Here is a 16,818-nt window from a genome sequence, read left to right on the forward strand (position 1 = left end):
TTTTTATTTATAAAGCTGAAGTAAATTTTATGTTACAAAGATTATACGCAGAGGCCTTTCTGCATTGATTTATTAGATGTTTCATGATAGAATTTTGTTAGGTGCACGGACAGGAGGAGTGTGCCTTTGGAAAGATTTAGAAATCTTAGCGCCATGACCCCTGGGCTTTGGCTTTCAGGGATAACGAGGTTGAAGGTTATCGAATATTCGGCGGATGCCTTCACGCAGAGTCTGGATGCGCACATGATATCCAAATATGGGGGTAACTCCAAAACAAAGAATCATGACCGGACACCCATAGCTGTTATGTATGGTGGCTTCACCTTTTTTTAGTGCGCCATATTATAATATTATCAGTATACAGCGTGGTTATAAGCCGAAAGGAGATTAATTTAATATGTGTGGAATCATAGGATATGTAGGAAAGAAACCAGCCAAGGACATTCTTATTGACGGACTGGCAAAGCTCGAGTACAGGGGATATGACAGTGCGGGAATAGCACTGCTTAATGATGATGATACACTGACGATCAAGAAGAAAGCCGGCAGAGTGGAAGACCTCAGGGAGATGTGCAGCGACGACAGTCCTGTGTACAGATCAACCTGTGGAATAGGCCATACGAGATGGGCTACTCACGGCGGAGTTACGGATGTGAATGCACATCCACATAAGTGCGGTGATGTTGCACTTATACATAATGGCATTATAGAGAATTATAATGACATTATCAGGGAATACGGACTGGCTGATAAGCTGGTATCCGAGACGGACACAGAGGTAGTAGCAGCACTTCTGGACACACTGTACGATGGCAATCCCATCGAGACTATCAGAAAGGCTGTTAAGGCTATAGCCGGTTCATTTGCACTCTGCATTATGTTTGCAGACAGACCGGGCAAGATATACGCAGTGAGAAATGTAAGTCCGATGATCGCTTCATACACAGATGAGGGATCGATCATTGCATCAGACCTCACAGCGATAATATCATTTTCAAAGGAATACTTTGTTGTGCCGGAGTATCATATACTGACACTCTCAAGCACAGGCATCAAAGTAGAGGACATGAAGGGGAACATGGTAGAGCCGGAGATGCTCAAGATAACATGGGACATAACGGCAGCTCAGAAGGGTGGATATCCGCACTTTATGCTGAAGGAGATCTATGAGCAGCCAGAGGCACTGAGAAACACGATAACTCCTCGTATAGTGAATGAGCTTCCTGATTTCACTGAGGACGGCATCGATGATGAGGTGTTTAAGAATCTTGAGAACATCACAGTGGTTGCATGCGGAACAGCTATGCACGCCGGAATAGTCGGCAAGGCCATGATTGAGAAGGAGTTAAAGATTCCTGTTAATGTTGAGATAGCATCAGAATTCAGATACAAGGAACCACTCATAAATGAAAAGACTCTCGTAATAGTTACATCACAGTCAGGAGAGACTATTGACACACTCGAGGCACTCAGACTTGCCAAGAGATGTGGATCAAAGGTTCTGTCCATAGTCAATGTAAAGGGATCGACCATCGCCAGAGAGAGCGATTACGTCCTTTATACACATGCCGGTCCTGAGATCGCAGTTGCAAGTACCAAGGCATATTCGGTACAGATGGCTGCAATGTATCTCATTGGATGCAGACTTGGCTATGTCAAGGGTATATACTCTGAGGACAGGGCAAAGAAATTCATCAGACAGCTTCAGGGCGTTATCCCGGTGATAGAGGAGACACTCAAGCAGGCAGATGAAGTAAAGACAGTTGCAAACTATATAAAGATGGCTCCGGATGCATTCTTCATAGGAAGAGGACTGGATTATACACTGTCACTGGAAGGTGCACTGAAGCTGAAAGAGATTTCTTATGTTCACGCTGAGGCTTATGCGGCAGGGGAGTTAAAACATGGAACAATAGCACTCATAACTGAGAACGTTCCGGTCATAGCCTTGGCTACACAGGAATCTGTATACGGAAAGATGATTTCCAATATACGCGAGGTTAAGGCAAGAGGCGCATACGTCATTCTTGTCAGCATGGATGAAGAGTACAATGATAAAGATGTATGTGACAAACACATATCCATACCAAAGCAGGATGGATTGTTCACGGTATTTTCGGCTGCTGTCATCCTGCAGCTTATAGCGTATTACACGTCCGATGCAAAGGGGTTGGACGTAGATAAGCCACGTAATCTGGCAAAGTCAGTTACAGTAGAATAATTGACTCCGGGACTTACATGGATATCGTGCGATAAATATCGGAGGGTTTTATATGAGTGATAAGATGTATTTGTGTGATGAGTACAAATTGTACTTTAAGATTGAAGACGATGTAGAGGTTCTTCACAATGAGGTAGAGCTGTACAATGCTCAGTTTGTGGGTAATAATGCGTTCTGCCATGAGGAATATATAGATGGTCAGAGAGCTCTGACATATTCTATTCCAGCCATGACTACCATGAATCAGTTCCTTGAGAAGAAGATACACAAGGATGAGCTGGTTGATCTGATATTCAGTATTGCAGATCAGCTCATGTATCTCAAGGCGAATGATCTGTCCATTGGAAAGGTTATACTGAATAAGGGATATATGTATATAGACTTCCAGAATATGGCTGTTCAGCTCATATTCCTGCCTATAGATAAGCCTATGGACAGATGTAATATGGAGAAGTTTATAAGGGATCTTATGGGCAATATGAAGTTTGCGAATAAGAAGGCATCCGATGCCGGATATGAGCTTATCAAATACTTTGATCACAATCCTACATTTTATCTGTCAGAATTTTATAAGTTTATAACAGACCTGAAGAATGACAATATAGCACATCCTGAGGATGAGCAGGAGCTTATGAAGTCAGCGGGAGTCAGCCCGGTCAATGTGGCTAAGGTAGAGGTCCCTGAGACTCCTCATGTTACAACTTCTTCATTCAAGCTTGCAAAGGAAGTTAAGGATTTCTCATCAAATGATATTGGATTTGATGACAACGATGACGGTTCGACAACAGTTCTCACAGCCAACAACCGTGGCAAGAGCGGCCCTGTCATCATAAGAACGAGAACAGGCGAGAGGATAAGGATCGACAAGCCGATATTCTGTATCGGTAAGTCTACACAGGGAGTTGACTATCAGGTAACTGACAACAATTCAGTCAGCCGCCGCCATGCTTACATTATCAATGTCAACGGCGTGTACTATCTGAGAGATAACAAGTCGACCAACCACACTTACCTTGGTGGCAAGATCATAAGCAGCGGAACGGATATGATGCTCATAGATGGAATCAGATTCAAGCTTGCGAATGAAGAGTTCACCTTCAAGGAGAAATAAAATAGTATATTATACTGGATAAGGAGACTTGTTTATTATTATAATGAGTCTCCTTATTTTATAATAAATCCCCTGCATAGGTGCGCCGGAGTACATGTGGGTAAAGGGGTAATATAAATAGAATGTGAAAAAAGGGGGAGTATCAAAGATTATGAAAAGAAAAGGAAGCTTATCGGGAGGGACACTGTGTAAAAAAGCAGCAACAGTGGTAATGTGTGCAGTGCTGATGCTGACGGCAGGTATTCAGACGACAGGTATTCAGACTGTTAAGGCCAGTACCCTTGACCAGCAGATAGAAGAGGCTCAGAGTGAGCTGGAACAGGTGAAGAAAGATCAGAGTGAAGTGATGACCGTATATGATCAGGGCTCTATAGGTTTTGTAGACTGGATGCTTGCGAAAAGCAACCTGACAACAAAACAGAAATATGATCTGAATCGGGCCAAGACTGTCCTGCAGGAGGCATGTGAGGAAGATTTCTCCAAGTGGGCGGGAGGAAATAATACAGGTCTTCCGGAATCGAGAAATAACAAGGTTGTTGTTACCGGAGATAAGAAAGACGCCATATCGCTTGAAAACACAAAGGCGACATTTGCGGTATTGAATAAAATTAATTCGTTAAGGGACACAGACGAAAACTATGTCGGGGCAATGAAGAGGAATGCGGCTAAGACTAATTTCTATTTCATGGCGGTGGCACAGTCAGGCGCGGACAGAGGTGCAGGACTCACAAATCATTCACTTCTTCAGGTGTCATGTGAGAATCTGGCGTTTGGATATACTGATCCGGCGGCAGGATGGAACAGTGAGAAGGCATCTTTTAACAAGATAAGGGATGAGCTGGGATATTCATCCATAACTTCGCAGAGTCAGCTTACAGCTGTTGAACAAAAGGCGGATTCGGAGGGAGTCACGGTTGGACATTATACCAATATGTTCTGGGCAGCAGATCAGGTGATGGGAGTCGGATTCACACTCTATGGCAGGTATGGCAATACTTCATGCTTCAATGCAAGCAAGCTTTCAAACTATACTAGCCAATATGAGGTGTACACAATAGCTGAATTTGAGAAGCTGTTTGATGAATATTATGAGACTGTAGATCCGGAGAAGTGGCAGAAAAAGGTGGATGCAGCGCAGGCCAAGCTGGATAAGCTGCTTGGACAGCGGTATGATGCATGCACGGAGCATGTGTATGGTGAAGGTGTGAAAAAAGAGGCCACATGTACAGAGACAGGTGGAACAGTATACACATGCGCTAAATGTGGCTACAAAAAGATAGAGGATAAGGTTCCGGCTCTTGGGCATAGCTTTACAGATGGCGTATGTACGAGATGTAAAGTAACAGGACCAAAGACGATGTACGTGTACTGGAGATTATCGGAAACTGCTTCATCAGCCACATATGATCAGGAGTTCGAAGTAGGAAAGGATATAGAGACATACATATCTTTCTCAACGGCATCAGATAGCAAATCCGATGACAAATTCGTGTTTGATATAGCAGACCCGTCTATTATTTCGTATACCCCTTCGTCTAACTATGCTGGAACATTCCATATGAACAAGATAGGAGAGACAACGGTGACTGTATATCCGGTCGTGAATCCGGATATGAAGAGGGTAATCACTGTGTCGGTAACAGATGTGGGTGGTCATGACTATGTAATAAGTCAGGCAGAACCGGGATCTGGAGAGACAGAAAAAATTTGTTCAAAGTGCGGGACGACAAAAACGGTGACAATCCCGACGGCGATAACACGTACTGTATGGTGGAGTGATAGTAATGGATATTACAAGCCTGTTGATGTGGAAGTAGGTGATGAGATCAATCTGGAAGTAGATTATGCACCAACGAAGGTCGACAACTCTGAGTTTATAGTTACATCATCGGATGAAGGTATTGTAAAAGTGAGTGATCCGGAATCTTCTTATAGAAGATATGATGCTAAGCTTACGGCGGTCGGAACAGGTGATGTAACCATAAGAATAGTTCATAAATATGACAGCTCAATTTGTCAGGAATACACGTTCAATGTGGCAGATCAGGGGGGACATGAGTATGTCATATCAGAGGCAGATGAGGGTGAAAGCCAGACAGTAGAGACGTGTTCAAAGTGCGGATATGAGAAGATCGTGTCACTTCCTACCAGTATCAGATATGTGTATTGGCAGGAGAAGGACAGCGATAACAGGACTACTTCACCAAGTGAGTATGAAATTGGAGCGGAACTGAGTATAAATATAATGGATTGGCCAACGAGAGCGGACATACATGAGTATGCGGTTACATCGTCGGATGAGACTGTTGTAAAGGTGAATGAAGTGTCTAGGACTACGGCATCACTTTCGGCAATCGGCAACGGCGTTGTAACGATTACGATTGCCAGTAAATATAATCCGTGGGTGAAGGCTGAGTATGAACTTGATATAACAGAGATAGGCGGACATTCATACACTGCGGAAATAGTAAATGATGAAACTCTTGCACAGGCTGCGACCTGTACAACTGCTGCGAAATATTATTATTCCTGTGATAACTGTGGAAGAGTGAATCGCAAAAAGACATTTACACACGGGGATAGCCTGGGGCATGATTACGCCCCAAAGTATGAGTGGTCAGCAAATGGCAACACTTGCAAGCTGGTTCTCACCTGTACCAGAGATTCGAGTCATGTGATCAGTGAGCCGATGACTGTAACAAGCAAGATAACGCAGGCATCCTGCGAGAACGATGGTGCAAAGGTGTGTACAGCAAAATGCACGCTGAATGGCAAGAGTTATCAGAGTACCAAGAAGATAGCCATTGGTGCATTGGGACATAGATGGGATTCAGGCGTGGTTAAGAAAAAAGCTTTGTGTGCAGCAGAAGGTCTGATCAGATACACATGTGAGCGATGCCAAAAGACAAAGGATGAGAAGACAGAGCCACTCGGACATACTCAGGGAAAGGCTGTGTATGAGAATGTAAATCTGGCTACATGTCAGGCTGAAGGCAGCCGAGACAAGGTTATATACTGCACCGTGTGCAAGGCAGAACTCAGCAGGACTACTGAGATTCTTCCAAAGACAGACCATGATAGAACGCTTGTAGGAGAGAAGAAAGCTACCTGTATGGGCGGCGGATATACAGGAGATGTTGTCTGCAGCATGTGTGGTGAGATTTTTGAAACCGGTACAGCAACAGACCCAGTCGATCACAGCTACACAGCAAAGAAAACAACTGCACGATATCTGAAGAAGGCAGCAGATTATGATTCTCCGGCAGAGTATTACTATGCATGTGTATACTGTGGAGAAAAGGGTGAGACTAGCTATGCGTATGGCTCAAAGCTCACGCGTAAGAGCATATCGTCAGCAAAGGTTACACTTAACAAGACAGAATATACATATGATGGTAATTCGAAGAAGCCGGCTGTAACAGTAAAGCTTGGCGACAAAACGCTGGAGAAGGATACAGATTATACGGTTTCATACAATAAGAACAAAGCTGCCGGAACAGCAGAGGCTGTAATTACAGGCACTGGCGCATATCAGGGACAGAAGACGATCAATTTTAAGATCAAAAAGGCGCCGAACAGCATAACGCTGAAAAAGCGCAGCTACAGAATAGAGATGTCAACCAGCTCGAAGAGAATATCTATTTCACAGAGCGTGAGCGCACGTGCCGGAAAGCTCAGCTACAGCTCGGATAACAAAGCTGTAAAGGTAGACTCTGCTGGAACAATAACGATCGCAGCCCGGTATATAGGCAAGGCAAACATCACCGTATATGCTGGAGATTCGAATCATGTGAAGGTGAAGAAGATAATACCTGTTACTGTCAGCCCGAAGATACCAGGTATAAGCCAGATAAAGAGCCCATCGGCTGCGTCTGTAAGATTAAAGTGGGGAAAGATAAGCTGCGCAGATGGCTATCAGATCCAGTATTCAACAACATCAAACTTTAAAAAGGGTACATATGCATTCACGGTGTTAAGCGGTGGAAGCAAGACGACTGCGAGTCTTGGAGCAAAGCAGCGGATTAAAGGCGGAAAAACATATTATGTAAGGGTTAGAAGCTTTTCGAACAAGTTTGGCACAAGATGCTACTCAGCATGGAGCAAGACAAAGTCAGTCAGGGTGAGAAAGTAGCCGGAGATAACATATATATAAAGCTCAGCCTGTGTGATGGATTCAGTAGAAATCACACAGGCTGAGCTTTTCTTAATGTATATTCTTAAGACACATTCTTAATGCATATAGTTACTCGGCGGTCTCGCCACCTGAGGAGATATCGCCTTCGTCTGAACTGTCCTCGCTTGAGCTGTCAGAGCCTGAGCTCTGCTGGGAACCCTCTATTGCAAGCATGGATGCATCAACCTGGGACAGCCCCACCGGGTCAGCACAGTAATATTCACCGTCATCGGTTATCTTCACAGAGACCACAACAGGACTGCGGTAATCCATGTCTGCGGCTTTATTCTGAAGGATATCCGACACGCCCTGGGCAAATTCTTTCTCGTAATCTTCCTTTGTGGTGTTGTTGAAATCGCCGGCGCTGATCTTCTTGTTATAGTCGTCGATATATGCGAACACATCGTCAAATGCCTGATTGAGAATGTCCATAGGATACACGGTCACGTCCACATAGTAGTCGCTTCCGCTCTTATAGGCTCTTGACACCTCGTATTTGGCCTTGGAGTAGATGACCTTTGCGGTCTCGTCAAATATAGCATCCACCTCGTCTGTCTCTGCGTTGTTCAGTGAGTAATGATTGATGAGCTGGCCGGCCAGATAATCTATGCTGTCGCTGTACATGGCTGAGGCGTCCTCCTCGGAGCCGTCGTTGTCCTTCACGTATCCGTCAAAGCTTCCTTTGTAGTTGACGTCGAGAACGTTCTGCATGTATGCCTGATAGGTGGTCTTCTTGCGGTGAAGACAGCCTGTGAGTGATGTCATCACGAGGGTTGCCGCGAGACCTAATATGACAAGTTTTGAATGGTGTTTCATCTATATGATCCTCCGTAAAATTTAAATTCAATGAGCAGTTACAATATAGCATAAAAAAAGTGGTTTGTAATCATAAAAGGTAAAAATACTTTGCTTACAGAATTATGTGTGCTATAATTACGGAGTATCTACAATAGGATTAGTTTTTCGGAGGTAAGGTCATGGCAAAACAGGTAGAAGATGTTGTAACTGACGATAGAGTAGAATCACTGAAGACAGTGAAGTTTGGTGGATATGATAAGGCATCCGTTGATTACTATATTGATGAACTTAAGGGAAAGCACAATAAAGAAGTAGAGGAGCTTAAGGCGAACGTCAACAAGCTCAGCGAGGCTGTTCTGAGTCTCAAGACCATGAGAGAGGTCAATATGACAGAGTCTTCCAAGACCATAGAGACTCTCAAGAAGACCAATTCAGAGCAGGAGAGCGAGATAGAGTCACTCAAGGAGCAGATCAATGCATACAAGCAGAGAGAGCTTGAGAATGCAGGAAGATACGAGTCAATATCAAGAACACTTCTTGAGGCCCGTGAGAGCGCAGACGCACTGATCGCACAGACTGAGAAGGAGTGCACAGACAAGAAGAATACTATAACTGCAGAGCTCGAGGCATATGAGACAGATGTCAAGGAGAGATGCACAAAGCTCCAGACAGATACAGAGATACAGTGCCAGCAGATGTATGATCAGACCGAGGCAAAGTGCAACAGCATGAAGGATGAGGCATACTCAGAGGCAGAGAAGACAAGAAATAAATCTCACGCAGATGCAGAGGCTCTGTCGGCAAAGACAGATTACGAGTGCAAGGTTATGAGAGAGGAGGCTCAGAAGGATGCTGCCAATACAAGAAATGCAGCCACAGATGATGCAACCAGACTTCGCAACAATGTGAAGAAGGAGTGCGAGAGCGTAAGCAGATATATGTCAGATCTTCTGTCATCACTGGACAATGTTATTTCTGCATGTGCTTCAACAAAGGATGTTGCCGACAAGGCATTTACCGGACTGAAGAGCGAGGCAACTGCTATGGTTAGTGATGCTGAGGATGCACAGTAGTAATATATGATATATGGTAACATGAAACTTTTCTATGTGATGGGACATAGGAAAGTTTTATGTGCATTAAGGGGTAAATAATATACGGGGTGTATAATAATGGGATAAAACTGCACTTGTGCAGTGGATATATGGAGAGATATTTATGGAGATAAACAGACTTAGTGGTTATTCAGATTTTCTGGGAATAGTTGAATATCCTGCGGTTGTGTTCTGCGAGGATGGTGAAGTCATCAGCATAAACAATGCCGCAGTTAAGATCGTGGGTTCGGATGTTGAATCCATTGCCATGGAGCCGGATAAGTTTATGGTCAGCGATGAGTTCTGGCCGACACTTGACGACAAGAAGGCTATCATATGGCACAGACTTGGACTTATAGTTAACGACAAGGACAGATATGTAGTCAGTGGATTTGTCAACCAGTTTGAATATGGTGACAAGAAGGCGTATATGGTATTGTTTGAGCTTCGATCAGACGTTACGATAGGAAGCGTGAGTCTTGAGAGGATCATAAACCATATAGGCATTATAGCTCTGTATCTGTATAAGCCGGAGGGCGTATGGAGAACGAGATACGTATCTAAGAACATATCTGAGTATGGATATACAGATGGCAATTTCTACAGTGGGCTGGTGGGACTCAGCGACCTGCTCCCTAAGAGTGATTATGACCTTCTGATCGGACAGCTCTACAAGGTTCAGAATACCGGAGTGGATGATTTTGAGATGGAGACTAGGATCGTATCAGCTCACAGAGATATAAATAAGATGAGACTTAAGTGTCACATCGTGAGAACCACAGATGGCGACATGGATGGAATAGAGCTCCTGTTCATAAAGGACAAGGAGACCGGATACAATGAGGATCAGGCGGCGTATATATTATCTGCCATGTCTAAGATCAAGAGCTTTGTCATGGTACAGCAGTACGAGAATGGCAGACCGATCTTCAAGTATATAACCCCGAACGCCAAGCAGATGGGAATAAATGTGGATGCCATCAAGCTTGGTGACAGACTCATAGAGGATTATATCCATCCGAAGGACAGAAGCAGGGTTATGGCGAATGTCAGAAACGCCACGAAGCGCGAGGACAAGGACTACGAGGAAGAGTTCAGGATAGTCAACGACAGAGGCGAGGTTATCTGGGTGAAGTCCCAGAGCTCTGTGACACAGGCGGCTGATAACACATACACGGTTGAGTATTTTATATCTGATATTACGGACAAGAAGGCTCTTGAGAACAGTGTTGAGCGCGCTAAGAAGGAGTTCGATGACAAGCTCTCGTACATTATGAAGACAAATACCCAGTCGGATGAGGAAAGGAATCAGATAGATACCGAGAAGTGGAATCTGATAACGAAGGCGTTCTCTGCACTCACAGGACTTTATACAACTATCATAGATCCTGTGGGCAAGAAGATGGTTGAGCCGGCCGGCCCTCAGAAGCATATGGGTTATTTCTATGATATGTTTGAGAAGCCTCAGTATAAGCAGATATATATGAAGCTCAATGAGGTAGTTCTCAGGAACAATGTTCCGGTTATGATGGAGATGGACGATGACATCACGGGAAGTATGATCTGTGGTGCACCGATCATGATAGATGGCAAGCATGTGGCAACATGGATATGCTGCTCATATGATGACGAGGATGCGAAGAAAATGGAGAGCGTATACAAGGTGCAGTGGCAGCTTGGACGCATTTTCTCCGAATACGCATTCAGCTCTCAGATCCTGGCAAAGGAGGCGATCCGTGCCAAGTCAGAGGAGGTCATAATGGAGAACAAGCTGCAGTGGCAGAAGATTCTGCTTGATGCCCTGAACACTTCAGATAAGAGCTCCCAGCAGGTTATCAATGACGTGATAGCACAGGTGGGCGAGGTCTTAAATGCTGACGTGGCAGCCCTGTATGTGAAGGACAAGCAGGGAGATCTGGATTGCCAGTATATCTGGTCCAAGAATCAGAGCATGTCTGCGGAGGAGTATGTGACAGAGTGGCAGCGCGCCAACATGAAGTTCAGATCATGGCAGAATGGTCAGGGCTCGGGCAAGCTGGTGGACAAGGGATACCTTGTGATAGATGCAAAGCATATGGATGAAGCAGCTAAGAAGATCATGTCAGCGGGTCCTGTTAAGAGCTTTACCGCAGTTCCTGTGTATGTCAATGGCAATTATGGAGCGGTATTTGTGCTGGCGAATACCTCTATCAACAAATTGTGGACCACAGAAGAGATTGAATTTGTAAAGCAGACAGGTGATGTACTCAGAAGTGCCCTTGAGAAGATAGAGAGCGATGACAGCGTTAAACGCATAAACAGTGTTCTCCTCGATACATATAACTATATGGATGAGGGTATATTTATTAGAGAAGTTGATACTGGAAGAGTGCTGTTCTCGAACAGGACTCTGAACGATATGCTTGGATATGATTTTACAGACAAGGACAGTAAGCTCCTTATAGAGAATCTCAGAGATAAGTACAAGCTCATGGGAGGTCCGGATCAGCATCTGGCTACGGACAGCAAGGAGGTCAACTGGAGAAGCTATATAAGAAGTCTCGACAAGATCATGGATTTGACTGAAGTTAGCATGAAATGGCTTGACGGCAGCAATGCATCTCTTGTAATATTAAGGGACGTGAACGAATAGAAGGGAGACTTGTGATGGCAAGCGCAGATATTGGTATAGATTTAGGTACAGCCAGTATACTGGTGTATGTGAAAGGCAAAGGAGTCGTACTCAAGGAGCCTTCAGTAGTTGCATACGACAGGGATACTAATAAGATAGTGGCTATTGGTGAAGAGGCGAGACTTATGCTTGGAAGAACTCCGGGTAATATAGTGGCCATCAGACCTCTCAGGCAGGGCGTAATCTCTGATTATACGATAACAGAGAAGATGCTCAAGTATTTCATACAGAAGGCTGTCGGAAGGAGTTATTTTGGAAGACGACCTAGGATCAGCGTATGTGTACCTTCTCAGGTTACAGAGGTTGAGAAGAAGGCAGTTGAGGATGCAACCTATGCGGCCGGTGCCAGGGATGTGTCCATAATTGAGGAGCCTGTGGCAGCAGCCATTGGCGCAGGAATAGATATATACAGACCATGTGGTAACATGATAGTTGATATAGGTGGTGGAACTGCCGATATAGCAGTCATCTCTCTCGGAGGTCCTGTTGTCAGTGCATCCATTAAGGTGGCCGGAGATGATTTTGATGAGGCAGTTGTCAGATTTATGAGAAAGAAGCATAACCTTCTCATAGGAGAGAGAACCGCCGAGGAGATCAAGATCAAGATAGGTACATGTTACAGAAGACCTGAGAATATAACGTTGGATATACGAGGCAGAAACCTTGTAACCGGTCTTCCGAAGACTGTTACGGTCACATCGGATGAGACGGAGGAGGCACTTCGTGAGCCTGCGTCCCAGATATGTGAAGCTGTTCATTCAGTTCTGGAGAGAACTCCTCCTGAGCTTGCTGCTGATATTGCAGATCGTGGTATAGTTCTGACCGGTGGTGGTGCGCTGCTCCACGGACTTGAGGAGCTGCTTGAGGAGAAGACAGGAATAACCACCATGACAGCGGAGGATCCACTCAGAGCGGTGGCCATTGGTACAGGAAAGTACATCGAGCTTCTCAGTGAGAAGAACAATTAAGACAGGAGCTGAGGACTCAGTCTTCAGAGGAGAGAAAACTTGGTAAGAGAAGGTTACGTAGAGAAAGTTATATATAAGAATGAAGACAATGGGTACGCCGTCTTCGCCGTTGAGGGCGAGGACGGCGAAGATATTTTTGTGGGGAATCTTCACGGCGTTGCAGAGGGGATCTATGTATCGGCGGAGGGGGATTATGTAGAGCATCCAACTTATGATTTGCAGTTCAAATTCACCTCATGTGAGATCAAGATGCCGGATGATGTGCTCAGTATTGAGAAGTACCTCGGTTCGGGCATCATAAAGGGTGTCGGAGAGGCTCTGGCAAAACGTATAGTGAAGAAGTTCCGCATGGACTCACTCAGGATAATCGAGGAAGAGCCGGAGCGCCTTGTGGAGATACGTGGAATATCAGAGAGGAAGGCCAGAGACATTGCCGTGTCATACAACGAGAAGAAAGAGATGCAGGATGCGCTCATGTTCCTGACCGGTCTCAATATCCCGGTGAACCTCGCTGTAAAGATCTACAATGAATACGGTGACGAAGTGTACGACATAGTGAGGACAAATCCCTATAAGATAGCAGAGGATATAACGGGCGTTGGATTCAGGACAGCGGACGAGATTGCGGACAGACTTGGTATCGGAAGAGATTCGGATTTCAGGGTAAGAGCCGCTATTATGTATGCCCTATCCGGTGCAAATGGACTTGGCCATATGTATATTCCCCAGAAGATGCTGGTAGACAAGACATATTCATTGCTGATGAATGAGTACATGCCATATGATCCGGAGCTTGAGATGTCCATATGCAATCAGATACTTGAGCTCAGCGTTGCCGGCAAGATAATCATAAAGGAGCTGAAGGACGATCCAGATTCAGGGGAGCTCCCAGATGTGAGCCTTGATGATCCGGTGGCTGACATAGACATGGATTTGCTGGATACGGAGTCAGAGTCAAACGTGACAAATGCCGTGTATGCAGCACCTAATTATTATATGGAGCTAAATTCGGCAAGACTTCTGTGTGAGCTCAACATAGATTTCTCAAAGGCAAAGCTCAAGATAGACAAGGTTGTTGAGACGGTAGAAAAGTCAGAGAATATGAAGCTGGCTGATGCCCAGAGACTTGCCATAAGAAATGCCGTGGATCACGGCGTTGCGGTCATAACCGGAGGCCCCGGAACCGGAAAGACAACGATCATAAATGTACTTATCAAGATATACGAGAGCTTCAGGATGAAGATAGTCCTCGCTGCGCCTACAGGACGTGCAGCCAAGAGGATAACAGAGGCCACAGGATACGGAGCACAGACCATACACAGAATGCTCGAGCTTACGGGCGGAGTGGAAGGAGAAGAGACTTCTGCGTATACATTTATGCGGAATGAGAGCAATCCACTTGAGGCCGATGTTATCATAATAGATGAGATGTCCATGGTTGACAGCAGCATTTTCTACAGTCTGCTCAAGGCTGTGGCTCCGGGCACAAGACTTGTGCTTGTGGGTGATTCGGATCAGCTTCCGTCAGTTGGCCCGGGAAATGTGCTCAAGGATATCATAGCGTCCGGTGTGTTCAGCGTGTCGGTGCTGGACAGGATATACAGACAGGGCGAGGACAGCGATATCATAGGCAATGCCCACAGGATAAAGGATGGAGAGCATGTGGAGATCAAGAACAAAAGCAGGGATTTCTTCTTTGTTCCAAGGAATGGCTATAATGAGATCGTGGCAGAGCTCAAGGTGCTTCTGACAAAGCAGCTTCCATCATATTTTGGTGTGGATAAATCGGATATACAGGTGCTGACACCTATGCGTAAGTATGATATGGGTGTTGAGAACCTCAACAAGCAGCTTCAGGATGTCCTCAATCCGGAGGGACACGGAAAACCCGAGCATGACCGGGGCGATGTGGTGTTCAGACAGGGCGATAAGGTCATGCAGGTCAAGAACAATTACAAGCAGGAGTGGAAGATACTGGATCCGTCGGGCAGATTTGCCAAGGAGGAAGGAGTCGGAGTGTTCAACGGCGATATTGGATTTGTAAAGGCTGTTGACGACTACGAGCAGAGGATCGTGGTGGAATTTGACGATGGAAGACAGACTGAGTATCCATACAACCAGCTTGAGGAGCTTGAGCATGCATTTGCGATAACCATACATAAGTCGCAGGGAAGTGAGTATCCCGTGGTTGTGATCCCGCTTCTCAGATGCCCACCTAAGCTTTTGAACAGAAACCTGCTGTATACGGCGGTGACTAGAGCCAGAAGAAGCGTGGTCATAGTGGGCAATATAGGACTGGTAAATACGATGATAGACAATGAGGATGAACAGAAGAGATACACCTCATTTGCACTGAGACTCAGGGAGATGGAGAGAAGATGAAACGATGCGCAGATAAGTTCGGGTTCGGACGACTGCTCACGGATCTCCTGTATCCCCGCCGGTGTGCGATATGTGACGAGGTGCTTCCGATGGGAGAAGGGCTGATATGCAGAGGGCATAACAGCCTTCCCTATGTGAAAGCTCCGTCATGTATGGTGTGCGGCAAGGAGGTCGACAGTGAAGAGCGGGAGCTCTGTCTGGACTGTGAAAAACATTCAAGAAATTTCGAAAGAGGTTTCCCCGTATTTAATTACATGGAACCCGTCAAAGCTAGTGTTCTGGCGATAAAATACCATAACAAAAAAGAATATTGTGATTTCTACGGAGCTAAGATGGCGGAGAAGGTGCGCCCGTATGTCAGAAGGTATGGAATAGATGCGGTCACCTGTGTACCTTTGCACAGGAGAAAGCAGAGACAGCGCGGCTACAATCAGGCGGCCGTACTGGCGAAGGTTGTCGCTGATGAACTGGGGCTTCCATTCTGTGAGGATATGCTGGTGAGAAGAAAGTACACCACACCGCAGAAGAAGTTGGACAACCTGGAGAGGGCAAACAACATAAAGACATCCATGGACATAGGCAGAGTGTACCCGGAGTACAGAAATATCCTGCTTGTGGATGACATATATACAACCGGTGTCACCATAGACGTGTGCGCCGGCCTTCTGAAGAAAGCCGGCGCACGCCATGTATATTATTCATCTGTATGTGTTGGCAAGGGGTGTTAGTCCTCGTCTGTATCGTCAGCTATATGGAAGTCCTCGTCGCTCTTCTCTTCCTCCTCCGGCATGTACTCGTTGAAGATGTGTACAAATACCAGTGAGCATAGATAAGCATGAAGTCCTGCGACACATATGAGCATAAGACCGAGCACGGTGGAGCTGAAATAGCATCCCGCTGCGATCGCTGCCGTTATCGCAACCATGAGAAGTGTCCATGGAAGATTCTTGATGGACATGAGGAATGCGTTCTTGATGGTCGCTTTGACTGTGTTCTCAAACTGCGCCTGAAGAGGGAATACATACAGGACAGTGAACAGGTAGATAAGTGACATGATGGTGAATATGACCAGCATACTCTTGATGTTCCTGCTCACGGCGAACCACATGTCAAATGCACACAGGACACCGGCAAGCAGAGCCAGAACGCCTATCCCTGTAGCCTGTTTGAAATTCTCCCTGAAGCTCTTGAAGAACAGCTTGACCACGCCGCCCTGACCGTTTCTGATGCATTTCATGGTGGTGTAGTAGAGTGCTGTGGTCGATGCACCTATCGTGAGGATTGGCAAGGAAGTCAGCAGCCACAGAAAATGTAATATTACTATATCGCACACTATGGTTAGAAAATACATGATAGGATTATCTGTCGATAATGATCTGTTCAAAATAAAATACCTCTC

At 45.5% G+C, this 16,818-nt stretch carries 11 protein-coding genes; 9 read left to right on the top strand and 2 right to left on the bottom strand.

Features of this window, described 5'->3' with window-relative positions; translation table 11 throughout:
* Positions 1-126 precede the first annotated feature (126 nt).
* The 4 genes from DXD11_RS05845 to DXD11_RS05860 all read left to right on the top strand — a co-directional run bounded on the left by DXD11_RS05845 (position 127) and on the right by DXD11_RS05860 (position 7,464).
* Positions 127-333, top strand: a complete 207-nt coding sequence (locus DXD11_RS05845) for a hypothetical protein (RefSeq protein ID WP_117549755.1) — start codon at positions 127-129, stop codon at positions 331-333.
* Between the two features lie 64 nt (positions 334-397).
* Positions 398-2,221, top strand: a complete 1,824-nt coding sequence (gene glmS, locus DXD11_RS05850) for a glutamine--fructose-6-phosphate transaminase (isomerizing) (RefSeq protein ID WP_118757964.1) — start codon at positions 398-400, stop codon at positions 2,219-2,221.
* Positions 2,222-2,273: 52 nt separating this feature from the next.
* Positions 2,274-3,332 carry a DUF6382 domain-containing protein gene (locus DXD11_RS05855; protein ID WP_015534306.1) on the top strand — a complete coding sequence of 353 codons (1,059 nt, stop codon included), beginning with the start codon at positions 2,274-2,276 and terminating at the stop codon, positions 3,330-3,332.
* A gap of 151 nt (positions 3,333-3,483) precedes the next feature.
* The gene (locus tag DXD11_RS05860) at positions 3,484-7,464 is read left to right on the top strand and encodes a hypothetical protein (RefSeq protein ID WP_118757965.1); all 3,981 of its coding nucleotides are present in this window, start codon (positions 3,484-3,486) and stop codon (positions 7,462-7,464) included.
* Positions 7,465-7,575: 111 nt separating this feature from the next.
* Here DXD11_RS05860 and DXD11_RS05865 read toward each other — a convergent pair whose 3' ends face one another.
* On the bottom strand, positions 7,576-8,322 hold the full coding sequence (locus DXD11_RS05865; protein ID WP_117549751.1) for a hypothetical protein: 747 nt from the start codon (positions 8,320-8,322) through the stop codon (positions 7,576-7,578).
* 161 nt (positions 8,323-8,483) lie between these two features.
* Here DXD11_RS05865 and DXD11_RS05870 point away from each other — a divergent pair, with 161 nt between their 5' ends.
* From DXD11_RS05870 to DXD11_RS05890, 5 genes are all read left to right on the top strand, one after another.
* Positions 8,484-9,377 (top strand): hypothetical protein, encoded by an 894-nt coding sequence (locus DXD11_RS05870; RefSeq protein WP_117549749.1) that lies wholly within the window; start codon positions 8,484-8,486, stop codon positions 9,375-9,377.
* A 145-nt stretch (positions 9,378-9,522) separates the two neighbouring features.
* Positions 9,523-12,030: a PAS domain-containing protein gene (locus tag DXD11_RS05875; protein WP_118757966.1), complete on the top strand. Its 2,508-nt coding sequence runs from the start codon at positions 9,523-9,525 to the stop codon at positions 12,028-12,030.
* Positions 12,031-12,044: 14 nt separating this feature from the next.
* Positions 12,045-13,037, top strand: a complete 993-nt coding sequence (locus DXD11_RS05880) for a rod shape-determining protein (protein ID WP_015534302.1) — start codon at positions 12,045-12,047, stop codon at positions 13,035-13,037.
* A 39-nt stretch (positions 13,038-13,076) separates the two neighbouring features.
* Entirely contained in the window at positions 13,077-15,419 is a 2,343-nt protein-coding gene (recD2, locus tag DXD11_RS05885; protein ID WP_118757967.1) for an SF1B family DNA helicase RecD2, read from the top strand.
* Positions 15,416-16,147 (top strand): ComF family protein, encoded by a 732-nt coding sequence (locus tag DXD11_RS05890; RefSeq protein ID WP_118757968.1) that lies wholly within the window; start codon positions 15,416-15,418, stop codon positions 16,145-16,147. The genes recD2 and DXD11_RS05890 overlap by 4 nt, the downstream gene beginning before the upstream one ends.
* Here DXD11_RS05890 and DXD11_RS05895 read toward each other — a convergent pair.
* Positions 16,144-16,803, bottom strand: a complete 660-nt coding sequence (locus DXD11_RS05895) for a YesL family protein (RefSeq protein ID WP_117549742.1) — start codon at positions 16,801-16,803, stop codon at positions 16,144-16,146. The genes DXD11_RS05890 and DXD11_RS05895 overlap by 4 nt on opposite strands.
* Positions 16,804-16,818 lie beyond the last annotated feature (15 nt).

The sequence above is a fragment of the Coprococcus sp. TF11-13 genome (assembly GCF_003481085.1).
GTDB classification, from domain to species: domain Bacteria; phylum Bacillota; class Clostridia; order Lachnospirales; family Lachnospiraceae; genus Coprococcus; species Coprococcus aceti.